Origin of the sequence: Streptomyces sp. NPDC057302 (assembly GCF_042667685.1) — a bacterium.
GTDB lineage: Bacteria > Actinomycetota > Actinomycetes > Streptomycetales > Streptomycetaceae > Streptomyces.
Window position 1 is genome coordinate 198,493 of the sequence record NZ_JBHUZJ010000005.1, and the last position, 21,498, is coordinate 219,990.

The 21,498-nt window shown below is 69.8% G+C and carries 25 protein-coding genes; 23 read left to right on the top strand and 2 right to left on the bottom strand.

All coding sequences use genetic code 11. The features are described from left to right. Positions 1 to 24 precede the first annotated feature (24 nt). A complete protein-coding gene (locus ACFUPX_RS06455; RefSeq protein WP_383316892.1) occupies positions 25 to 888 on the bottom strand; it encodes a class I SAM-dependent methyltransferase in 864 nt (287 codons plus the stop codon). A gap of 227 nt (positions 889 to 1,115) precedes the next feature. Here ACFUPX_RS06455 and proS point away from each other — a divergent pair, with 227 nt between their 5' ends. From proS to ACFUPX_RS06545, 18 genes are all read left to right on the top strand, one after another. Then, positions 1,116 to 2,531: a proline--tRNA ligase gene (proS, locus tag ACFUPX_RS06460; RefSeq protein WP_383316895.1), complete on the top strand. Its 1,416-nt coding sequence runs from the start codon at positions 1,116 to 1,118 to the stop codon at positions 2,529 to 2,531. Between the two features lie 270 nt (positions 2,532 to 2,801). Next, complete coding sequence (locus tag ACFUPX_RS06465; protein WP_383316898.1) at positions 2,802 to 3,398, top strand: hypothetical protein; 597 nt, start codon at positions 2,802 to 2,804, stop codon at positions 3,396 to 3,398. Positions 3,399 to 3,606: 208 nt separating this feature from the next. Then, positions 3,607 to 4,044, top strand: a complete 438-nt coding sequence (gene rpsP, locus ACFUPX_RS06470) for a 30S ribosomal protein S16 (RefSeq protein WP_383316901.1) — start codon at positions 3,607 to 3,609, stop codon at positions 4,042 to 4,044. 2 nt (positions 4,045 to 4,046) lie between these two features. Continuing rightward, positions 4,047 to 4,286 (top strand): RNA-binding protein, encoded by a 240-nt coding sequence (locus ACFUPX_RS06475; RefSeq protein ID WP_030361979.1) that lies wholly within the window; start codon positions 4,047 to 4,049, stop codon positions 4,284 to 4,286. 114 nt (positions 4,287 to 4,400) lie between these two features. After that, positions 4,401 to 4,964, top strand: a complete 564-nt coding sequence (gene rimM, locus ACFUPX_RS06480) for a ribosome maturation factor RimM (RefSeq protein ID WP_383316905.1) — start codon at positions 4,401 to 4,403, stop codon at positions 4,962 to 4,964. Beyond that, complete coding sequence (trmD, locus tag ACFUPX_RS06485) at positions 4,964 to 5,785, top strand: tRNA (guanosine(37)-N1)-methyltransferase TrmD (RefSeq protein ID WP_383316908.1); 822 nt, start codon at positions 4,964 to 4,966, stop codon at positions 5,783 to 5,785. Before rimM ends, trmD begins: the two co-directional genes overlap by 1 nt. Positions 5,786 to 5,917: 132 nt before the next feature. Beyond that, positions 5,918 to 6,268, top strand: coding sequence for a 50S ribosomal protein L19 (gene rplS / locus ACFUPX_RS06490; RefSeq protein WP_351165399.1), 351 nt, complete (start codon positions 5,918 to 5,920; stop codon positions 6,266 to 6,268). A 45-nt stretch (positions 6,269 to 6,313) separates the two neighbouring features. Beyond that, positions 6,314 to 7,033, top strand: a complete 720-nt coding sequence (gene lepB / locus ACFUPX_RS06495; protein ID WP_383316911.1) for a signal peptidase I — start codon at positions 6,314 to 6,316, stop codon at positions 7,031 to 7,033. Then, the gene (gene lepB / locus ACFUPX_RS06500) at positions 7,026 to 8,111 is read left to right on the top strand and encodes a signal peptidase I (RefSeq protein WP_383316914.1); all 1,086 of its coding nucleotides are present in this window, start codon (positions 7,026 to 7,028) and stop codon (positions 8,109 to 8,111) included. The genes lepB (ACFUPX_RS06495) and lepB (ACFUPX_RS06500) overlap by 8 nt, the downstream gene beginning before the upstream one ends. Further along, positions 7,996 to 8,967: a signal peptidase I gene (gene lepB / locus ACFUPX_RS06505; protein WP_383316917.1), complete on the top strand. Its 972-nt coding sequence runs from the start codon at positions 7,996 to 7,998 to the stop codon at positions 8,965 to 8,967. The genes lepB (ACFUPX_RS06500) and lepB (ACFUPX_RS06505) overlap by 116 nt, the downstream gene beginning before the upstream one ends. 80 nt (positions 8,968 to 9,047) lie before the next feature. Further along, the gene (gene lepB / locus ACFUPX_RS06510) at positions 9,048 to 9,824 is read left to right on the top strand and encodes a signal peptidase I (protein ID WP_383316920.1); all 777 of its coding nucleotides are present in this window, start codon (positions 9,048 to 9,050) and stop codon (positions 9,822 to 9,824) included. Then, positions 9,730 to 10,317 carry an NUDIX hydrolase gene (locus ACFUPX_RS06515; protein WP_383316923.1) on the top strand — a complete coding sequence of 196 codons (588 nt, stop codon included), beginning with the start codon at positions 9,730 to 9,732 and terminating at the stop codon, positions 10,315 to 10,317. The genes lepB (ACFUPX_RS06510) and ACFUPX_RS06515 overlap by 95 nt, the downstream gene beginning before the upstream one ends. A gap of 55 nt (positions 10,318 to 10,372) precedes the next feature. Further along, positions 10,373 to 10,681 carry a DUF2469 domain-containing protein gene (locus tag ACFUPX_RS06520; RefSeq protein WP_003965949.1) on the top strand — a complete coding sequence of 103 codons (309 nt, stop codon included), beginning with the start codon at positions 10,373 to 10,375 and terminating at the stop codon, positions 10,679 to 10,681. Positions 10,682 to 10,787: 106 nt separating this feature from the next. Next, positions 10,788 to 11,165: a YraN family protein gene (locus tag ACFUPX_RS06525; RefSeq protein WP_383316926.1), complete on the top strand. Its 378-nt coding sequence runs from the start codon at positions 10,788 to 10,790 to the stop codon at positions 11,163 to 11,165. Beyond that, positions 11,165 to 12,784 (top strand): YifB family Mg chelatase-like AAA ATPase, encoded by a 1,620-nt coding sequence (locus ACFUPX_RS06530; protein ID WP_383316929.1) that lies wholly within the window; start codon positions 11,165 to 11,167, stop codon positions 12,782 to 12,784. Before ACFUPX_RS06525 ends, ACFUPX_RS06530 begins: the two co-directional genes overlap by 1 nt. Continuing rightward, on the top strand, positions 12,781 to 14,007 hold the full coding sequence (dprA, locus tag ACFUPX_RS06535) for a DNA-processing protein DprA (RefSeq protein WP_383316932.1): 1,227 nt from the start codon (positions 12,781 to 12,783) through the stop codon (positions 14,005 to 14,007). Before ACFUPX_RS06530 ends, dprA begins: the two co-directional genes overlap by 4 nt. A 328-nt stretch (positions 14,008 to 14,335) precedes the next feature. After that, on the top strand, positions 14,336 to 15,178 hold the full coding sequence (gene whiG, locus ACFUPX_RS06540) for an RNA polymerase sigma factor WhiG (RefSeq protein ID WP_383316937.1): 843 nt from the start codon (positions 14,336 to 14,338) through the stop codon (positions 15,176 to 15,178). Between the two features lie 132 nt (positions 15,179 to 15,310). After that, a complete protein-coding gene (locus tag ACFUPX_RS06545; protein WP_383317035.1) occupies positions 15,311 to 15,868 on the top strand; it encodes a TetR/AcrR family transcriptional regulator in 558 nt (185 codons plus the stop codon). Here ACFUPX_RS06545 and ACFUPX_RS06550 read toward each other — a convergent pair. After that, the gene (locus ACFUPX_RS06550; RefSeq protein WP_383316940.1) at positions 15,837 to 16,535 is read right to left on the bottom strand and encodes a peptidoglycan DD-metalloendopeptidase family protein; all 699 of its coding nucleotides are present in this window, start codon (positions 16,533 to 16,535) and stop codon (positions 15,837 to 15,839) included. The two genes, ACFUPX_RS06545 and ACFUPX_RS06550, sit on opposite strands and share 32 nt — an antisense overlap. A gap of 282 nt (positions 16,536 to 16,817) precedes the next feature. Here ACFUPX_RS06550 and rpsB point away from each other — a divergent pair, with 282 nt between their 5' ends. The 5 genes from rpsB to ACFUPX_RS06575 all read left to right on the top strand — a co-directional run bounded on the left by rpsB (position 16,818) and on the right by ACFUPX_RS06575 (position 21,473). Continuing rightward, positions 16,818 to 17,774 carry a 30S ribosomal protein S2 gene (gene rpsB / locus ACFUPX_RS06555; RefSeq protein ID WP_383316943.1) on the top strand — a complete coding sequence of 319 codons (957 nt, stop codon included), beginning with the start codon at positions 16,818 to 16,820 and terminating at the stop codon, positions 17,772 to 17,774. 94 nt (positions 17,775 to 17,868) lie between these two features. After that, positions 17,869 to 18,705: a translation elongation factor Ts gene (gene tsf / locus ACFUPX_RS06560; RefSeq protein ID WP_383270741.1), complete on the top strand. Its 837-nt coding sequence runs from the start codon at positions 17,869 to 17,871 to the stop codon at positions 18,703 to 18,705. A 186-nt stretch (positions 18,706 to 18,891) separates the two neighbouring features. Continuing rightward, a complete protein-coding gene (gene pyrH, locus ACFUPX_RS06565) occupies positions 18,892 to 19,653 on the top strand; it encodes a UMP kinase (RefSeq protein ID WP_249587479.1) in 762 nt (253 codons plus the stop codon). A 148-nt stretch (positions 19,654 to 19,801) separates the two neighbouring features. Then, complete coding sequence (frr, locus tag ACFUPX_RS06570) at positions 19,802 to 20,359, top strand: ribosome recycling factor (protein WP_383316946.1); 558 nt, start codon at positions 19,802 to 19,804, stop codon at positions 20,357 to 20,359. Positions 20,360 to 20,399: 40 nt separating this feature from the next. Continuing rightward, the gene (locus ACFUPX_RS06575) at positions 20,400 to 21,473 is read left to right on the top strand and encodes a phosphatidate cytidylyltransferase (protein ID WP_383316950.1); all 1,074 of its coding nucleotides are present in this window, start codon (positions 20,400 to 20,402) and stop codon (positions 21,471 to 21,473) included. Positions 21,474 to 21,498: the final 25 nt, after the last annotated feature.

Consider the following 21,498-nt stretch of genomic DNA (forward strand, 5'->3'; position numbering starts at 1 on the left):
CGGGACAGGGAGGAAGCTAGCCCCCTACCGCGTCCGGGCGATCAAGTACCGGAACACATTGGGCATCCAGATGGTCCCGTCCCGCCGCTTGTGCGGGTGGAGGGCCTCTGTCAGCTCCTTGTTGACCTGCACCTGGTCCGTCGCGCCGATCGCCGCGTCGAACAGTCCCGTCGAGAGCAGACCGCGGACCGCGCTGTCCGTGTCCGCGTACCCGAAGGGGCACGCGACGCGTCCCGAGCCGTCCGGTTTGAGGCCGGCCCGTTGGGCGACCTCCTCCAGGTCGTCGCGGAGCGCGGGGCGCCAACTTCCCGTACTACGGAGTGGGTCGGCGAGCTTGGTCGCCACCTTCAGTACAGAAGAGGTCGTGCAGCGCTCCGGGGGACCCCATCCGGCGAGGACCACGGGGGTGCCGCGCGCGGTCAGCGGGACGGTGGCCTCCAGGAGGCCCGCGAGGCCTTCGGAGTCACCCGCCACGCAGCCGATCGGCTGGAACGCGGTCACCAGGTTGAAGAGGGGTACGTCCGGCCCCGACACGTCGGCGGGGCCGCCCTCGACGAGCCGGGCGCCGCCGTGCGGTGGTGCGTCCGAGCCCGCGTCGGGCAGCAGGCGCTCACGTGCCAGGGTGAGCCGTTCGGGCGCCGAGGGATCGACGCCGGTGACCGACGCGCCCCGGGACGCCGCCATCAGGATCGCGAGCCCGGAACCGCAGCCGAGGCCGAGAAGCCGTGTCCCGCTGCCTACGTCGAGTCGTTCGTACACCGCTTCATAGAGCGGGACCAGCATCCGTTCCTGGATCTCCGCCCAGTCACGCGCGCGTGCGCACCGGTCCACGCCGCGGGGGGTCGCGCCCGCGCGGGGGAGGTGCGGTTGCGCGAGTGTAGGTGTCATCGAAAGCGCCCCAATCCGCCGAGAGTGGCTGGAGTGTCGTATTCAAACGTTTCGTCCGCCCCCGTGCAGTGCGCTCGCACTCCCCCCGTATGCCAGAGAACTCCGCATCCGTCGCGGCGTCCAGAGGTTGTGGGGCAATGCTTGCGTGCCACCGTCGTGCGCCCCCCGGTGGAGCCCCGGAAGAATTCAATTCACGCCCTCCGGAGGCCCGCCGTACCATGCGCGCCATGGCTAAGGCACCCGTTCTCACGCCCCGGGCGGAAGACTTTCCGCGCTGGTACCAGGATCTGATCAGCAAGGCCGAGCTGGCCGACAACGGCCCGGTGCGCGGCACGATGGTGATCCGACCGTATGGCTACGGTCTGTGGGAACGCATGCAGCAGGACATGGACGCGCGCATCAAGGAGACGGGTACCCAGAACGCGTACTTCCCCCTCCTCATCCCCCAGTCGTACCTGACCAGGGAGGCCGAGCACGTCGAAGGCTTCGCCCCCGAACTGGCCGTCGTCACGCACGGCGGTGGCAAGGAGCTGGAGGAGCCGGTCGTCATCCGCCCCACCTCCGAGACGATCGTCAACGAGTACTTCTCCAAGTGGGTGCAGAGCTACCGCGACCTGCCGCTCCTCATCAACCAGTGGGCGAACGTGGTCCGTTGGGAGCTGCGGCCCCGCCTCTTCCTGCGGACGTCGGAGTTCCTCTGGCAGGAGGGCCACACGGCGCACGCGACGTACGAGGAAGCACGCGATTTCGCGGCCCGCATCCACCGGCACGTCTACGGAGCGTTCATGCGGGACGTACTCGCGATGGACTTCGTGCTGGGCCGCAAGACCGCCCAGGAGCGGTTCGCCGGCGCCATCAACACCCTCACGCTCGAAGGCATGATGGGCGACGGCAAGGCCCTCCAGCTCGGCACCAGCCACGAGCTCGGCCAGAACTTCGCCAGGGCCTTCCACACCCGGTACCTCTCCAAGGAGGGCAAGCAGGAGCTCGTCTGGCAGACCTCCTGGGGCAGTACGACAAGGATGATCGGCGCCCTTGTGATGATGCACGGGGACGACAGCGGCCTGCGGGTCCCGCCGCGTCTCGCATCGGTCCAGGCCGTCGTCCTCGCCATCAAGGGCGACGACGCGGTGCTCGCCAAGGTCCGCGAGATCGGCGACCGGCTGAAGGCCGCGGGCGTGCGCGTCCAGGTCGACGACCGTACGGACGTCCCCTTCGGGCGCCGCGCCGTCGACTGGGAGCTCAAGGGAGTGCCGGTGCGCGTCGAGGTCGGCCCGCGCGACCTGGAGAACGGCACCGCGATGCTGGCCCGCCGCATCAGGGGAGGCAAGGAGCCGGTCGCGATCGACTCCCTGGCGGCCCTGGTGCCCACCATCCTCGAGGAGGACCAGCGGCTGCTCCTGGACCAGGCCCGCGAGCGCAGGGAGTCCCGCACCTCGGACGTCACCACCGTCGAACAGGCCGTGGAGGCCACCGCCGCGGGCGGCTGGGCACGCATCCCGTGGGCCACGCTCGGCCCGGAGGGCGAGGCCGAGCTGGCCGAGCACTCCGTGTCCGTACGGTGTCTGGTCGCGGAGGACGGGGCGGTGCCCGACGCCGATGAGACCCCGGGTAACGTCGCTGTGGTGGCCCGCGCCTACTGACGGGCGGGCCTCCGGTACCAGCGCGCGTTCCTGGCTCGTACGCCTGTCCAGGCAACACGCGCCCCGGTGCGAGGACTTCTTCTACGCGCCGGGGCGTAAGCGCCACTACGTACCGGCTTGCCATGAGCTGCGAGGCTTCTGGGCAGATCAGCGCACCCGCCCTCGTCCGGACGCATCAATGGCACATCAATGGCAACTGACGGGTACGTGCAAATTATTTGGGATGCCCCGGAATGGAACCCCTGGGCACCCCGGCTCGTTGTTCACGACGTGAGCACGACACCACCTGTTCTCGCCGCAGAGCTGGCACAGGCGTGGGCCGATATTCAGCGGCACCACCCCGAGCTGCCCGATCTTGCCGCGCCCGAATCCCTGATCGGAGAGTCGTCGTCCGCCTGCGGCGCCGAGCTCTCCTTCGAGCGACTGCTCCATGAGGCAGTCCATGGCATCGCCGCGTCACGCGGCGTACGCGACACCTCACGCGCGGGCCGCTATCACAACCGCAGATTCCTCGCGATCGCCGAGGAGCTGGGCCTGGACCACCCCGATGAGCCGCACCCCAGCAGCGGCTTCTCGCTGGTCACGCTCAACCCCGAGGCGAGGAAGCGCTACCGCCCGACGATCGAGCGGCTCCAGCGCGCCCTCAAGGCGCACACCGCGGCGACCGCCGCCGACACGGCACGCAGCTTCCGGGGCCCGGCCGCCCGGCACGGCTCCTCCGGGGGCGGCGTCCGCGTCAAGGCGGTCTGCGACTGCGGGCGCAACGTCCGCGTCGTCCCGTCCGTGCTCGCCCAGGCGCCCATCGTCTGCGGCGGCTGCGGCAAGCCCTTCCGCATCCCGGAAGTGGTAGGCGCCGTCGCCGGCTGACGGACCGGGCCGGCGCTGCGTCGATGGGGGCGACCGGACCGGTTTCGGACGCCCCGGCGACGTATGGCACAATGTCTAGCTGTACTCGACAGCCGCATAGGAACCCTCTCGCCTCCGGCTGACGCGTCCATCGGGCACCCCGAGTACCGCAACCCCACGTGGCATCTCGTTGTGCCCAACCACGTCAAGACCAGGAGACACCACTCCAGTGGCAGTCAAGATCAAGCTGAAGCGTCTGGGAAAGATCCGCGCGCCTCACTACCGCATCGTCGTCGCCGACTCCCGTACCCGCCGTGATGGCCGGGCCATCGAGGAGATCGGTCTGTACCACCCGGTGCAGAACCCCTCGCGCATCGAGGTCAACTCGGAGCGCGCCCAGTACTGGCTCTCCGTCGGCGCTCAGCCGACCGAGCCGGTCATGGCGATCCTGAAGCTCACCGGTGACTGGCAGGCGCACAAGGGTCTTCCGGCCCCGGCGCCGCTGCTCGTCGCGGAGCCCAAGGACAAGCGCGCCGCGTTCGAGGCCTTCACCAAGGGCCTCGAGGGCGACGACGCGAAGGGTGAGGCCATCACCCAGAAGGCCAAGAAGGCTGACAAGAAGGCGGACGCGGCCGAGGCTGCGCCCACCGAGTCGACCGAGGCCTGAGCATGCTCGAGGAGGCTCTCGAGCACCTCGTGAAGGGCATTGTCGACAACCCCGACGACGTGCAGGTCGCCTCGCGCAACCTGCGCCGGGGGCGTGTGCTCGAGGTCCGGGTCCACCCGGATGACCTCGGCAAGGTGATCGGCCGCAACGGCCGTACCGCGCGCGCTCTGCGGACCGTCGTGGGCGCCATCGGCGGCCGTGGTGTCCGCGTCGACCTCGTCGACGTGGACCAGGTTCACTGAACCACAGGTAGCACCGGCACGGGCCGGGGAGGGCTTCTGGGCCTTCCCCGGCCCGTAGTCGTCTGTAGGCGCCTGCGGGCCCCTTCCGTAGGCACATGACAGGAGAGAAACGCAGTGCAGCTGGTAGTCGCGCGGATCGGCCGCGCCCATGGCATCAAGGGTGAGGTCACCGTCGAGGTGCGCACCGACGAGCCGGAGCTGCGGCTCGGGCCCGGCGCCGTCCTCGCCACCGACCCCGCCTCCACGGGGCCGCTGACCATCGAGACCGGCCGGGTGCACAGCGGCCGCCTGTTGCTGCGCTTCGAGGGCGTACGCGACCGTACGGGCGCCGAAGCGCTGCGCAACACGCTGCTGATCGCGGAGATCGACCCGGAAGAGCTTCCGGAGGACGAGGACGAGTACTACGACCATCAGCTGATGGACCTCGACATCGTCACCAAGGACGGGGTCGAGGTCGGCCGGATCACCGAGATCTCGCACCTGCCCTCGCAGGACCTGTTCATCGTGGAGCGGCCCGACGGCAGCGAGGTGATGATCCCCTTCGTGGAGGCGATCGTCACCGAGATCGACCTGGAGGAGCAGCGGGCGATCATCGACCCGCCGCCCGGCCTGATCGACGGCCGCGCGGAGGTCGCGTCCGCCCGGGACGACGAGGCTCCTTCGGGAGACGACGCCTGATGCGGCTCGACGTCGTCACGATCTTCCCCGAGTACCTGGAACCCCTGAACGTCTCCCTCGTCGGCAAGGCACGCGCGCGTGGGCAGCTCGACGTGAACGTGCACGACCTCAGGGAGTGGACGTACGACCGGCACAACACGGTCGACGACACCCCTTACGGCGGCGGCCCCGGCATGGTCATGAAGACCGATCCCTGGGGCGCGGCCCTCGACGACGTCCTGGCCGAGGGGTACGAGGCAGGGGCCCACGGGCCCGTCCTGGTCGTCCCCACGCCCAGCGGGCGCCCCTTCAGCCAGGAGCTCGCCGTCGAGCTCTCCGAGCGCCCCTGGCTGGTCTTCACGCCCGCACGCTACGAAGGCATCGACCGCCGCGTCGTGGACGAGTACGCGACCCGGATGCCCGTCTACGAAGTGTCGATCGGCGACTACGTCCTGGCGGGTGGCGAGGCGGCCGTCCTGGTCGTCACCGAGGCCGTGGCCCGGCTCCTGCCCGGAGTCCTCGGCAACGCCGAGTCCCACCGCGACGACTCCTTCGCCCCCGGCGCCATGGCGAACCTCCTCGAAGGCCCCGTCTACACCAAGCCGCCGCAGTGGCGCGGTCACGGCATCCCCGATGTGCTGATCAGCGGCCACCACGGCAAGATCGCGCGCTGGCGCAGGGACGAGGCGCTGCGGCGCACGGTCCGCAACAGGCCCGATCTGATCGAGCGTTGCGACCCCGCGGCCTTCGACAAGAAGGACCGCGAGATGCTCTCGATCCTGGGGTGGCGGCCGGGCCCCGACGGCCGATTTGGGCGAGACCCCGAGGCCGTGGAACAATAGGTCGCTGCTGTACGTCCAGCGTGCGCCCCTGCCACAGGGGGAAAGACGCCCGCCCGACGCGAACAGCTATCGAATCCTCATCACGAACTTACCGCTGATGACCTGTGGCATCAGTGAAGAAAGCAGACGATCATGGCTAACCTGCTCGACTCCGTCGACAGCGCTTCGCTGCGCACCGACATCCCGGCCTTCCGCCCGGGTGACACCGTCAACGTCCACGTGCGCGTCATCGAGGGCAACCGCTCGCGTGTGCAGCAGTTCAAGGGCGTAGTCATCCGCCGCCAGGGTGCCGGCGTGCGCGAGACCTTCTCGGTCCGCAAGGTCTCTTTCTCCGTCGGCGTGGAGCGCACCTTCCCGGTGCACACCCCGATCGTCGAGAAGATCGAGCTCGTCAGCCGCGGCGCCGTCCGTCGCGCGAAGCTGTACTACCTCCGTGAGCTGCGCGGCAAGGCCGCGAAGATCAAGGAGAAGCGCGACAACTGAGCTAGCGCACGGGTCCACAGCGGGGCCGGATAGCATCTGGCCCCGATGGACACCGAAGCACAGCACACGGAGCGCGACCGCTCCTCCCCACCCACCGATTCCCCGAGCGCCGAGCGCGACGGAGAGTCCGCGGGGGCGGAGGACCGGTCGCGCTCCGCTTTTATGTCGTTCGTCTCCTGGGTGCCCGGCGGCAGAGCCACCCTGACATTGCTGATCTGCATGGTGTTCCTGCTGCTCGTCAGCACCTTCGTGATGCAGCCCTTCCAGATTCCCAGCGGCTCCATGGAGCCCGCGTTCCGGGTCGGAGACCGGGTACTCGTCAACAAGTTGGCGTACCGTTTCGGTTCCGAGCCGCAGCGAGGTGACGCGGTCGTCTTCGACGGCAGCGGCTACTTCGGGGACGCCGACTACATCAAGCGGGTCGCAGGGGTGGGAGGAGACCGGGTGGTCTGCTGCGACGAACGGGGGAGGATCAAGGTGAACGGCGAGCCGGTCGACGAGCCCTACCTGTACCCGGGCGACGCCCCCTCGAAGGCGCGCTTCGTCGCCGTCGTACCCGAAGGCAGCCTGTTCCTCCTCGGTGACCACCGCAGCGACTCCCGTGACTCCCGCGACCACTTGGGCCAGCCCGGCGGCGGCATGATCCCCGTCGACTCCGTGATCGGCAGGGCCGACTGGATCGCCTGGCCGATCGGGCACTGGACGTCCCTGGAGCGCCCCGACAGCTACGCGCGCGTGCCGGCACCAGGCGGCGCGCATGGGTAACCGCGGGCGGGCGCGAGCCGCCAGCCACCGGTCCGACACCAGGCTGCCCACCGGCTCCCGGCCCACCACCGGTCCCGTACTGCCCGGAAGGGCCGAGCGGCGCAAGCTCGCGCGGAAGGTCAAGCGGCGCAGGCGGCGCTCGGCGATCAAGGAGATACCTCTCCTCATAGGCGTCGCGCTCCTCATAGCCCTGGTCCTGAAGACCTTCCTGGTGCAGGCCTTCGTGATCCCGTCGGGCTCGATGGAGCAGACGATCAAGATCGGCGACCGCGTCCTCGTCGACAAGCTCACCCCGTGGTTCGGTGCCAAGCCCGAGCGCGGCGACGTCGTCGTCTTCAAGGACCCAGGCAACTGGCTCGAGGACGAGCAGACCAAGAAGAAGGACGACCCCGTAGGCGTCAAGCAGGTCAAGGAAGGCCTGTCCTTCATCGGGCTGCTGCCGTCCGACGACGAACGGGACCTGATCAAACGCGTGGTGGGCGTCGGCGGCGACACCGTGAAGTGCTGCGACAAGAACAAGAAGCTCATGGTCAACGGAGTCCCGCTCACCGAGCCGTACATCAACCCCGGTGACGAGCCCTCGTCGTTCCAGTTCGAGGTGAAGGTCCCCGAAGGGCGCATCTTCGTCATGGGCGACCACCGCTCCGACTCGGCCGACTCCCGTTTCCACCGCACCGAGAAGTTCAGCGGCACCGTCAGCGAGGACAGCGTCGTGGGGCGCGCGCTCGTCATCGCCTGGCCCTTCGGCCACTGGCGCAAGCTGGAGGAGCCCGATACGTACGCGTCCGTGCCCGACGCGCGTAGTGGGTCGGCCACCGCCATCGGGCCGTCGCATAGGGTGGCCCCCGGCGATCGATACGGATTGACCGGACTCCCGACCCCTGCGGAACTCCCGCTCGTTATGGGAGTGGTGGGCCTGCATCGCATCAGGAGCGGGCAGCGGCACGGACTGAGGAGTGGATGTGGGGGATGTGGCGGTCGGCGCACGGTCCGGACACGGTGGGCCCGAGGAGCAGCCAGGGCGATCAGACGAGCCGGAGGGCGCGTCCGCAGCGGACGGCGTGAACCCCGGGAGTGACTCCGCGGGCTCCAGTCCCGCACCCGACGAGACGGACGGGAAGCCGCCCAGGGGGGCGAAGAAGCCCCGCTCCTTCTGGAAGGAGCTGCCGCTCCTCGTCGGCATCGCGCTGATCCTGGCGCTGGTGATCAAGACCTTCCTGGTGCAGGCGTTCTCGATCCCCTCCGACTCGATGCAGAACACGCTCCAGCAGGGCGACCGCGTCCTGGTCGACAAGCTGACCCCGTGGTTCGGCTCGGAGCCGGAGCGCGGCGAGGTCGTCGTCTTCAGGGACCCCGGCCACTGGCTCGACGGTGAGCCGACGCCCGACCCGAACGCGATTCAGCGGGTCCTGGGCTGGGTCGGCCTGATGCCGTCCGCCGACGAGAAGGACCTGATCAAGCGGGTCATCGCGGTCGGTGGCGACACGGTCGAGTGCAAGGGCACCGGACCGGTGAAGGTCAACGGCAAGGCGCTGAACGAGCCGTACGTCTTCCAGGGCAACACCCCGTGCAGCGTCGACGACCAGGGCGGCCAGTTCAAGGTCACCGTCCCCGCGGGCAAGATCTGGGTCATGGGCGACCACCGGCAGAACTCCCTCGACTCCCGCTACCACCAGAACCAGCCCGGCGGCGGCGCCGTCCCCGTGGACAACGTCGTGGGCCGCGCCATCGTGATCGCCTGGCCGCCCACCCGCTGGGCGACGCTGCCCAAGCCGGACACCTTCGACCAGCAGGGCATCAACGCCGCGATGAACGTGACACCGGCGGCCCTCGGGCTCGCGGGCGCGGTGCCGGTCGTGCTCTGGCGCAGGCGTCGGCTCACGGTGGCAGCCGCGCAGGCCGCGAGGGTTTCTGGCGGAGGTACCGCCGGGTAGGGTGCCGTCCCAGATCACCGATCTTCCGCGCGCCTGTTCGTAGGCGCGCGGGGTCGTCTCCGATATGGGGGAGCACTGGGATGAGCCGGACACAACGTACGGACGAGGGCCGCGGACGGCTCGGCAGCGTGCTGTCGGGACTGGCCGTGGCCCTCGGCTGTGTGCTCTTCCTGGGGGGCTTCATCTGGGGCGCCGTCCTGTACCAGCCGTACACCGTTCCCACCGGCTCGATGACGCCGACGATCGGCGCGGGCGACCGGGTCCTCGCCGAGCGGATAGACGGCGGCGATGTGCGCCGGGGTGACGTCGTCGTCTTCCGGCAGGCCAGCTGGGGCGATCTGCCGATGGTCAAGCGTGTGGTCGGCATCGGCGGAGACCGGATCTCCTGCTGCACGGACGGCAAGCTGATGGTCAACGGCAAGCCCGTCGCAGAACCGTATCTTCCTGAGGGCGCGGGCGCCGCGGCCACCGGGATCCCGGCCACCACGGTGCCCAAGGGCAACCTCTTCCTGCTCGGTGACGAACGCAGCGGCTCCCTGGACTCAAGCGTGCACCTGGGCGACTCCAACCACGGCTCCGTGCCGCGCGACGCGGTGGAGGGGCGGGTCGACGCGGTGGCCTGGCCGATGGACAGGTTCGGGACGCTGGAGCGACCCGATGGCTTCGCGCAGATGCCGGGCGGCATCTCCGACCCCGGACCCGTGCGGCTCATGGTGTGGGCGGTGGTGGCCGGCGCCGTCCTCGTGCTGGGTGGCGCCGCCTATGGTCCGGTCGCCAAGAGGCTGGGGCGCGGGCGTGAGCGTCCGCAGGGCCGCGACCGCTCGGGGAGTTCGGGGACGACCGCCCGTGTCGGCTGAGCCGCAGCCGCAGCCATTGCGCAAGGTCGCGCGGGTGGTGCTGCTCGATCCGCGGGACCGGATCCTGCTGCTGCACGGACATGAGCCGGGAGACACGGCGGACGACTGGTGGTTCACGCCGGGCGGCGGTCTGGAGGGCGACGAGACGCATGAACAGGCCGCACTGCGTGAACTCATGGAAGAGACGGGCATCACCGAGGTCGAGCTCGGTCCCGCCCTGTGGCAGCGGATCTGCTCCTTCCCCTTCGCCGGACGGCGCTGGGACCAGGACGAGCGGTACTTCCTGGCGCGTACGTCACAGACGTCCACGCAGGCCACAGGGTTGACGGAGCTGGAACAGCGGAGTGTCGCCGGAGCGCGTTGGTGGACGTGCCAGGAACTGACCGAGGCACATGAGACGGTGTATCCGACCAGGCTCGCCGAGCTGCTTCGCAGGCTGCTCGACGAGGGTCCCCCGAGTCGGCCCGAGACCCTCGACACGGAAATCGTGTAGAGGCTCCAGGGGCTGACGCACAATAGGGGGACGCACGGCTGAAGGGGAACATGCCATGAGCGCCGAGGACCTCGAGAAGTACGAGACCGAGATGGAGCTGAAGCTCTACCGGGAGTACCGCGATGTCGTCGGTCTGTTCAAATATGTGATCGAGACCGAACGGCGCTTTTACCTCACGAATGACTACGAGATGCAGGTGCACTCGGTTCAGGGTGAGGTTTTCTTCGAGGTGTCCATGGCGGATGCCTGGGTGTGGGACATGTATAGGCCCGCACGGTTCGTGAAGCAGGTACGCGTCCTGACGTTCAAGGACGTGAATATCGAGGAGCTCAACAAGAGCGATCTCGAACTGCCGGGAGGCTGAGTTCACCGCGAAGGGTGAGCGAGTTATCCACAACGCGTGAGTCGTCCACCAAGATCCACAACGCTCAGGGCTGAGTCCCAGTGTGGGTGTCGGAGGTGGTGCCGACATGAACGCACGGGGAGCACTCGGGCGGTACGGCGAAGATCTGGCCGCGAGGCGGCTCGGAGAAGCCGGGATGACGGTTCTGGAGCGCAACTGGCGCGGTGGCAGAACCGGCGAGATCGACATCGTGGCCATGGACGGCGAAGCGCTGGTCGTCTGTGAGGTCAAGACCCGCAGGGCCGGCCTGGTCGGCTCCGCGGTCTACCAGCATCCGATGGCGGCCGTCGGCCGAGCCAAGGCCGAGCGGCTGCGGCGCCTCGCCGAGCGATGGATCGACGAGCGCGGCGGCCCACCACCGGGCGGTGTACGGATCGACCTCGTCGGAGTGCTGGTCCCACGCCGCGGTGCCCCTGTCGTGGAGCACGCGCGGGGGGTGGCCTGATGGGATTCGCGCGTACGTGTTCCGTGGCGCTGGTGGGCGTCGAGGGCGTGGTCGTCGAGGTGCAGGCCGATCTGGAACCGGGCGTCGCGGCGTTCACGCTGGTCGGACTGCCGGACAAGAGCCTGACGGAGAGCAAGGACCGGGTCAGGGCCGCGGTGGTCAACTCGGGCGGGGAGTGGCCCCAGAAGAAGCTCACGGTGGGCCTCAGCCCGGCGTCGGTGCCCAAAGGCGGCAGCGGCTTCGATCTGGCGGTGGCCTGTGCGGTGCTCGGGGCGGCGGAGCGCATCGATCCGCGGACGCTCACCGACATCGTGATGATCGGCGAGCTGGGGCTCGACGGGCGGGTGCGGCCGGTCAGGGGCGTGCTGCCCGCGGTCCTCGCGGCGGCGGACGCGGGCTATGAGCAGGTCGTCGTCCCCGAATGCACGGCGGCAGAGGCGGCCCTGGTGCCAGGGGTCTCGGTGCTCGGAGTGCGCAGCCTGCGCCAGCTGATCGCCGTACTGACGGACGAGCCGGTGCCGGAGGAGGAGCCGGACGAACCGGGGCGGCCCGACCCGATGCTCGCGGGGCTCTGCGTGCCCGGAACGGGCGTGGGCACAGGGCTCAGCGGCGGTCTGGACGACGCCCTCGCCCTGGACCTCGCCGATGTCGTGGGACAGGCGTCGGCCCGGACGGCCGTGGAGGTGGCGGCGACGGGCGGACACCATCTGTTCCTGCAAGGTCCACCGGGCGCGGGAAAGACCATGCTCGCGGAGCGGCTCCCGGCGATCCTGCCCCGGCTGACCAGGGAGGAGTCCCTGGAGGTGACGGCCGTCCACTCCGTGGCGGGCATGCTGCCCCCGGGCAAGCCCCTGGTCGACACCGCTCCGTACTGCGCGCCGCACCACTCCGCGACGATGCAGTCGCTCGTGGGCGGCGGCAAGGGCATCGCGCGGCCGGGGGCGGTCTCCTTGGCCCATCGCGGGGTGCTCTTTCTCGATGAGGCCCCGGAGTTCAGCAGCCAGACCCTGGACTCCTTGCGCCAGCCCCTCGAAGCGGGCCATGTGGTGATCGCTCGCAGCGCGGGAGTGGTGCGGCTGCCCGCGAAGTTCCTGATGGTGCTCGCGGCCAACCCCTGTCCCTGCGGTCGGCACACCCTGCTGGGCGACGGCTGCGAATGCCCGGCGTCCGTCGTCCGCCGCTACCAGGCGCGGCTTTCGGGCCCGCTGCTCGACCGGGTCGACCTCAAGGTGCAGGTGGAGCCCGTCACGCGATCCGAGCTCGCGGGGTACGGCACGCGGGGGGACTCCACGCAGACGGTCGCCGACCGGGTGCGCGGCGCCCGGGAGAGAGCGGCGGCCAGGCTGGCCGGCACCGGCTGGCGGACCAACAGCGAGGTGCCGGGACACGCCCTGCGTACCCGGTGGCCCGCCGAGCGGGGCGCCCTGGACGCGGCCGAACTGGACCTGGAGCGTGGCTTCCTGACCGCCCGGGGGCTCGACCGCGTCCTGCGGGTCGCCTGGACCGTGGCGGACCTCGCAGGCCGCGACCGGCCTGCCGCTCAGGACGTGGCGCTGGCACTCCAGTTGCGTACGGGGGTGTCGCGGGGCGTGCCCACGGCGATCGGGGCGCTGACATGACCTCGGCCCCGGGTTCGGGCTCTGCCTCGGGAGCGGGCCCCGGATCGGGGGCGGGGCCTGGCTCCGGAGCGGGCCCCGGCCCGGAGGGCGAGCGTCTTGCGAGGGTCGCCCTGACGCGGATCCTCGAACCGGGCGACGAGGTGAGCGGGCGGTGGCTGCGGGAGACCGGAGCCGTGGAAGTGGTGCGGCGGCTGACCGAGGGGGAGGAGCGGCTGGACGGGGTGACGCCTGCCCGGTGGGAAGGGCTGCGGGCGCGGGCAGCGAAGGCGCGGCCCGAGCGGGACCTGGCGGTGGCACGGGACGCGGGGGTGCGCTTCGTGGGCCCGGGGGAGGCGGAGTGGCCCGTCCAGCTGGACGACCTGGGGGACGCGCGGCCGGTGGGGTTGTGGGTGCGGGGACAGCCCAACCTGCGCTTATGGGCGCTGCGGTCGGTGGCCGTGGTCGGCGCGCGGGCCTGCACGGAGTACGGGGCACATATGGCGGCCGGCCTCGGCGCGGGGCTCGCCGAGCGGGGCTGGGTGGTCGTGTCGGGCGGTGCCTACGGGGTGGACGGGGCCGCGCACAGGGGAGCGCTGGGGGCCGGCGGAGCCACGGTCGCGGTGCTCGCCTGCGGAGTGGACCGGGCCTATCCGCGAGGCCACGCCGAGTTGATCAAGAGGATCGCGGAACAGGGTCTGGTGGTCGGCGAGTTGCCGCCGGGCGACCATCCCACGCCCAGCAGATTCATCCTCCGCAACCGCGTCATCGCCGCTCTCACCAGGGGCAGCGTGGTCGTGGAGGCGGCGTACCGCAGCGGTGCGCTGGTCACCGCCCGCAGTGCGCAGGAGCTCGGCCGGTTCACGATGGGGGTGCCGGGCCCCGCGACCAGCGGTCTCTCGGCGGGGGTGCATGAACTGCTGAGGGGCGACGGCGTCCTGGTGACCGACGCGGCGGAAGTCGTCGAGCTGGTCGGTGACATGGGTGAGCTTGCGCCGGAGCGGCGCGGTCCCGTCGTACCGCGCGATCTGCTCGCCCCGGGCGCCGCGCGTGTCCTGGCGGCGCTGCCCGCCCGGGGGAGCGCGTCGGCCCGGGAGATCGCACTCGGCGCGGGGACGGCGGCCGACGAAGCAGTCGGTCGGCTGTACGAGTTGCGCTCTCTGGGGTTCGTCGAACGACACGGCGACGGCTGGCAGTTGACACGCCAGGCGATTGTGTCGGTTGTCCCGAAGGAAGGAGGCCGGTGACCGAGCGTGTTCGGCCGTCCGGATGAACCCCCGACGGCCTTGGGGCAACGCGCAGTTGGTGCTCCGCGGCCGTCACACAAGGCGACGAGGGGAACTCGGTGGGGCGCCCAGCGGAACGTATCTGCGTACGCGAGATCCCCTATTGTTCGCACACTGCGACACTCCAGTCACGCTACGCTCACAAGGATTCCGACGCGGACAGGCAACCACAGGCAAGCAGACGGACAACCTCATTCACTTCACGCAACCTCACCACCCCGCGGGCGCGGGCGAATCCATCGACTCGCGCGACCTCACCAGTTCACGGCAGAACGGCTCAAGGCGACCAATGCCCCAGCACACCTCAGGGTCCGATCGGGCGGCAGCTCCCCCCGCCGCCCGTAGCGGCGAGCGGCAGCGGCCCCCCGCACCCTCGTCGCTGGACGAGCTGTGGCGGTCGTACAAGGAGACGGGGGACGGGCGGCTGCGCGAGCAGTTGATCCTGCACTACTCGCCGCTGGTGAAGTACGTCGCGGGGCGGGTCAGCGTGGGGCTTCCGCCCAATGTCGAGCAGGCGGACTTCGTCTCGTCCGGGGTGTTCGGGCTCATCGACGCGATCGAGAAGTTCGACATCGAACGGTCCATCAAGTTCGAGACGTACGCGATCACCCGTATCCGTGGCGCGATGATCGACGAACTCCGTGCGCTCGACTGGATTCCCCGGTCCGTGCGGCAGAAGGCGCGCAACGTCGAGCGGGCCTACGCCACGCTCGAGGCGCAGCTGCGGCGTACGCCGTCGGAGAGCGAGGTCGCCCAGGAGATGGGGGTCGCGCTGGAGGAACTGCACGCTGTTTTCAGCCAGTTGTCGCTGGCGAACGTGGTGGCTCTGGAGGAGCTGCTGCACGTCGGTGGCGAGGGCGGCAACCGGCTGAGCCTGATGGACACGCTCGAGGACACCGCGGCCGACAACCCCGTGGAGGTCGCGGAGGACCGCGAGCTGAGGCGGCTGCTCGCGCGCGCGATCAATACGCTGCCGGAGCGGGAGAAGACCGTCGTCACGCTGTACTACTACGAAGGTCTCACCCTCGCCGAGATCGGCAACGTGCTCGGGGTGACGGAGAGCCGGGTGAGTCAGATCCACACGAAATCGGTGCTCCAGCTGCGGGCGAAGCTGGCGAGTTTCGGCCGCTGAGCGCGCTGAATCGTCCCTGCCCGCGGCCTGCGTCGCGCGGTACGGATCCGGGGTTCTCCCCGGGGCATCGACTCCCGTCCCGGCGGCCACGTCCGTAGAGTGGAGGGCGTGCCAAGGATTCGAGCGGCCTCTGTGGCCGAGCACCGGTCGATGCAGCGCGGCGCCCTCCTGGACGCTGCCAGGTCCCTGCTGTCCGAGGGCGGTACGGAGGCGTTGACCTTCCCCGCCCTCGCTGAACGCACGGGGCTCGCGCGCTCATCCGTGTACGAGTACTTCCGGTCGCGGGCCGCGGTCGTGGAGGAGCTGTGCGAGGTTGACTTCCCCGTCTGGGCCGCCGAGGTCTCGGCGGCGATGGAGGGGGCGGACTCCGCCGAGGGCAAGGTCGAGGCGTACGTCCGGCGGCAGCTCGATCTGGTGGGGGACCGGCGGCACCGGGCCGTCGTGGCGATCTCCGCGGCCGAGCTGGACGCGGGGGCGCGGGAGAAGATCCGTGCCGCGCACGGTGGGCTCGTCGCCATGATCGGCGAGGCGTTGCGTGAACTGGGGCATGCCGAGCCCCGGCTCGCGGCGATGCTTCTGCAGGGTGTCGTGGACGCGGCCGTGCGGCGGATCGAGCTCGGAGCCGCTGAGGATCCCTCCGCCATCGTCGAGGCGGCCGTCACCATGGCGCTGCGGGGTGTGCGGGGCTGAGACCCCGACCGGCCGCTTCCGGCAGCGGTACGTCGGCCCCTGGCAGCGGCACGTCGATCACCGGCAGCAGGCGGGAGGCCCCCCGCCGCAGGAGCCACGGCGGCAGCAGCGACAGCGGGTCCAGATACGCGTCCGCCCTCAGCAGACCCCAGTGCAGGCAGCTGCTCGGGCAGTGCGCCGTGGGGAGTTCCAGTACCCCCAGCGTCTCGCCCGCCCTCACCTCGTCGCCCTTCTCGACCGTGGCCCGCACCGGCTCGTACGTCGTGCGCAGGGGTGGATCGCCCGTGCCCGCGAGCTCCACCGAGATCACCCCCCGGCCGGCCACCCGGCCCGCGAAGGAGACCCGGCCCGCAGCCACCGCCCGGACCGCTGCGCCCGGCGGCGCCATGAGGTCCACGCCCCGGTGGCCCCGGCCGTACCCCGTCGCCGGCGGCTCGAAGCCCCGTACGACAGGAGGCCGCACCCCGACGGGCCACGCACGGCCCACCTTCGGCACCGGCTCCGCGCCGCCCGCCTTCACCCCTGGCTCCGCGCCGCCCACCCTCGGCACCGGCACCGGCACCGGCCCCCGCACCGGCCCTCCGGCAGCACCCGCAGGCAGCATCACCGCAGTGATCAGCACCACGGTCAACAGCGCCAGACCCAGCTCTCGTCGCATGTGAGACATGCCAGAACCGTCCCGCGCCCGGCCCCTCCGCGGGGATCATGGCGCGGATCTGTGGACGGCCAGCCGGTTGTGGACATCGGCGTCACCCGCCGCCTCCAGGGTCCCGTACACTTCTTGTGGCGATCCGGGTCACCGGGTCGACTTCGCACGCCCCGACACCAAGCCGTGAAAAGCCTGGTGCCAGCGCCTCTCGGTCCTTAGCGGCACGGCGCAATCGCGGGCGTCAGGCGCGACCGCCGTCCGGCGGACGCGGCACAACCGAGAACACCTAGGAGTACGGCCATGGCCGTCGTCACGATGCGGGAGCTGCTGGAAAGCGGCGTCCACTTCGGTCACCAGACCCGTCGTTGGAACCCGAAGATGAAGCGCTTCATCTTCACGGAGCGCAACGGCATCTACATCATCGACCTGCTCCAGTCGCTGTCGTACATCGACCGCGCCTACGAGTTCGTCAAGGAGACCGTCGCCCACGGCGGCACGGTCATGTTCGTCGGCACGAAGAAGCAGGCGCAGGAGGCCATCGCCGAGCAGGCGACCCGCGTCGGCATGCCCTACGTGAACCAGCGCTGGCTGGGCGGCATGCTCACCAACTTCTCGACCGTCTACAAGCGCCTGCAGCGCCTCAAGGAGCTCGAGCAGATCGACTTCGAGGATGTGGCCGCGTCCGGCCTCACCAAGAAGGAGCTGCTCGTCCTCTCCCGCGAGAAGGCCAAGCTGGAGAAGACCCTCGGCGGTATCCGCGAGATGTCCAAGGTGCCCAGCGCCGTCTGGATCGTGGACACCAAGAAGGAGCACATCGCTGTCGGCGAGGCCCGGAAGCTCAACATTCCGGTCGTCGCGATCCTCGACACGAACTGTGACCCCGACGAGGTCGACTACAAGATCCCGGGCAACGACGACGCGATCCGCTCCGTCACCCTGCTCACCCGCGTGATCGCCGACGCCGTCGCCGAGGGCCTCATCGCCCGTTCCGGTGCCGCCACGGGCGACCAGAAGCCGGGCGAGAAGGCCGCCGCCGAGCCGCTCGCCGAGTGGGAGCGCGACCTCCTCGAGGGCGAGAAGAAGGCCGACGAGCCCAAGGCTGACGAGGCCAAGGCCGACGACGCCAAGGCCGACGACGCCGAGGCCGAGGTCCAGACCTCCGCCGAGACGGAGAAGGTCGCCGACGCCGAGCAGGCCGAGGCCCCCGCCGAGGTTGCCGCCGCCGAGGCGCCCGCCGCGGAGACCGAGCAGGCCTGACCTTCACAGGTTCGGTAGTTGACGGCGGGGGCCCATCAGGCCCCCGCCGTTCACCCGTAGATCTTTCAGACCTTCGAAAGAGAATTTCAGGATCATGGCGAACTACACCGCCGCTGACGTCAAGAAGCTCCGCGAGCTCACGGGCGCCGGCATGATGGACTGCAAGAAGGCGCTCGACGAGGCTGACGGCAGCGTCGACAAGGCCGTCGAGGCCCTGCGCATCAAGGGCCAGAAGGGCGTCGCCAAGCGCGAGGGCCGCTCCGCCGAGAACGGCGCTGTGGTCTCCCTCATCGCCGACGACAACACCTCCGGCGTGATCGTCGAGCTGAAGTGCGAGACGGACTTCGTCGCCAAGGGCGAGAAGTTCCAGGCCGTCGCCAATTCGCTCGCCGCGCACATCGCCAAGACGTCCCCGGCCGACCTCGAGGCGCTTCTCGCGTCCGAGATCGAGTCCGGCAAGACCGTTCAGGCGTACGTCGACGAGGCCAACGCCAACCTCGGCGAGAAGATCGTCCTGGACCGCTTCGCGCAGTTCTCGGGCGCCTTCGTCACCGCGTACATGCACCGCACCATGCCCGACCTGCCCCCGCAGATCGGCGTCCTGGTCGAGCTGGACAAGGCCGACGCGGACCTCGCCAAGGGCATCGCGCAGCACATCGCCGCCTTCGCGCCGAAGTACCTCTCCCGTGAGGACGTTCCGGCCGAGGTCGTCGAGTCCGAGCGTCGCGTCGCCGAGGAGACCACCCGCGCCGAGGGCAAGCCCGAGGCCGCGCTGCCCAAGATCGTCGAGGGTCGCGTCAACGGCTTCTTCAAGGAGGCCACCCTCCTCGGTCAGCCGTACGCGCTCGACAACAAGAAGTCCGTCCAGAAGGTCCTGGACGAGGCCGGTGTCACCCTGAAGCGCTTCTCGCGCATCAAGGTCGGCATCTGAGTCCGTACCGCGATCGACGGTAGACCCCGCTAGGGTCGACAGCGGTCGCCCGCGTACCCCACGTAGTACGCGACGTACGACCGCAGATCTGACGAGGAGGCCATTGCCGAGCATGGGATGCGAACAACACCCCACCGGCAGTGGCCTTCTTCGTATGTGCGCCGAGCAAAAAGAAGCGAGAACTCCATGACCACCAAGGCCGACACAAACAGTGGTGACGACAAAGTCGCCGGTCGTTTCCTGCTGAAGCTCTCCGGTGAGGCATTCGCCGGCGGGGGCGGCCTTGGCGTCGACCCCGATGTGGTGCACGCGATCGCCAAGGAGATCGCCGCGGTCGTACGCGACGGCGCCCAGATCGCGGCCGTCATCGGCGGCGGCAACTTCTTCCGCGGCGCCGAGCTGCAGCAGCGCGGCATGGACCGCGCCCGCTCCGACTACATGGGCATGCTCGGCACGGTCATGAACTGCCTGGCCCTCCAGGACTTCCTGGAGAAGGAAGGCATCGAGTGCCGTGTCCAGACCGCCATCACGATGGGCCAGGTCGCGGAGCCGTACATCCCGCTGCGCGCCGTGCGGCACCTGGAGAAGGGCCGTGTGGTCATCTTCGGCGCCGGCATGGGCATGCCGTACTTCTCCACCGACACGACCGCGGCGCAGCGCGCCCTGGAGATCGACGCCGAGGCCCTGCTCATGGGCAAGAACGGCGTCGACGGGGTCTATGACTCCGACCCCAAGACCAACCCGGACGCGGTGAAGTACGACGCGCTCGGCTACGGCGAGGTCATCACCCGGGACCTGAAGGTCGCCGACATGACCGCCATCACCCTGTGCCGCGACAACAAGCTGCCCATCCTGGTCTTCGAGTTGCTGTCGACCGGCAATATCGCCCGCGCCGTCAAGGGTGAGAAGATCGGCACACTCGTGGGCGACGAGGGCACCCGCGCCTGATCTCGGCGACGCCCCCGAGGGATGGACAAAGCCCTGCCGGTCGGACACGGTGCAGGGAAAGAGACGCGACGCAGCCGACGCCCCATGGACTCCCCCTACTTCACCGTGTGGGGGCGCCCCAGCCCACTCACAACACCAGGAGCAAGTGGTGATCGAAGAGACCCTCCTCGAGGCCGAGGAGAAGATGGAGAAGGCCGTCGTGGTCGCCAAGGAGGACTTCGCCGCGATTCGCACAGGCCGTGCGCACCCGGCGATGTTCAACAAGATCGTGGCTGACTACTACGGCGCCCTTACGCCGATCAATCAGCTGGCCTCGTTCTCGGTGCCCGAGCCGCGGATGGCCGTGGTGACCCCGTTCGACAAGAGCGCGCTGCGCAACATCGAGCAGGCGATCCGCGACTCCGACCTCGGCGTCAACCCCAGCAATGATGGAAACATCATCCGGGTGACGTTCCCGGAGCTGACGCAGGACCGCCGCAAGGAGTACATCAAGGTCGCCAAGACCAAGGCCGAGGACTCCAAGATCTCGATCCGCTCCATCCGCCGCAAGGCCAAGGAGACGATCGACAAGGCGATCAAGGACGGCGACATCGGCGAGGACGAGGGCCGTCGCGCGGAGAAGGAGCTCGACGACACCACCGCGAAGTACGTCGCTCAGGTGGACGAGCTGCTCAAGCACAAGGAAGCCGAGCTGCTCGAGGTCTGAGGGCTAGGGCTCGAGGTCTGAGGACTGAGGAATCCGATCCGTGAACGACTCTTCCTGGGGGGCGCCTCCCAGAACCGGGTACTGGGGGCCGCCCGACCAGGGCCCTGCTCAAGGGGCTGCCCCGGCAGGTCCCGCGTACGATGCGCAAGACGCCCTGTATCCAGCAGAGACGCAGCCCATGCCCATCGTGCCTGACATGCCTGAAGTACCCCGGGAGCCCATGCCCAGCGCATCGCAGCCCGCCCCCGAGGCGCCCCGCGCGCCTGGGGCGCCTCAGACGCCTCAGGCGCCGCAGAAGAAGAGCGCGGGCCGTGATCTCGGGGCGGCCATAGGAGTCGGCGTGGGGCTCGGCGCGGTGATCGTCGCGTCGCTCTTCATCGTGAAGGCCGTCTTCGTCGGCGTCATAGCGGTCGCCGTCGTGGTCGGTCTCTGGGAGCTCACCTCGCGGCTCGAGGAGCGCAAGGGCATCAAGGCGCCGCTGGTCCCGCTGGCGGTGGGCGGCGCCGCGATGGTCGTCGCCGGATACGTCCGCGGGCCCGAGGGCGCCTGGGTCGCCATGGCGCTCACCGCCCTCGCGGTACTCGTCTGGCGGATGACCGAGCCGCCCGACGGCTATCTGAAGGACGTCACGGCGGGCGTCTTCGCGGCGTTCTACGTGCCCTTCCTCGCGACGTTCGTGGCGATGATGCTCACCGCGGACGACGGCGCGATGCGGGTGCTCACGTTCCTGCTCCTGACCGTGGTCAGCGACACCGGGGCGTACGCGATCGGCTGGCGCTTCGGCAAGCACAAGCTGGCCCCGCGCATCAGCCCCGGCAAGACCCGCGAGGGCCTGGTCGGCGCGGTGACGTTCGCGATGGCCGGCGGTGCGCTGTGCATGGAGTTCCTGATCGACGGCGGCACGTGGTGGCAGGGCCTCTTGATCGGCCTCGCCGTCGCCGCGAGCGCGACACTCGGTGACCTCGGCGAATCGATGATCAAGCGGGACCTCGGCATCAAGGACATGGGCACGCTGCTCCCCGGCCACGGCGGCATCATGGACCGCCTCGACTCGCTGCTGCCGACGGCTCCGGTGGTCTGGCTGCTGCTGGTGATCTTCGTAGGGTCCGGCTGACCTGCGCCCGTCTGTACGTGAGGGG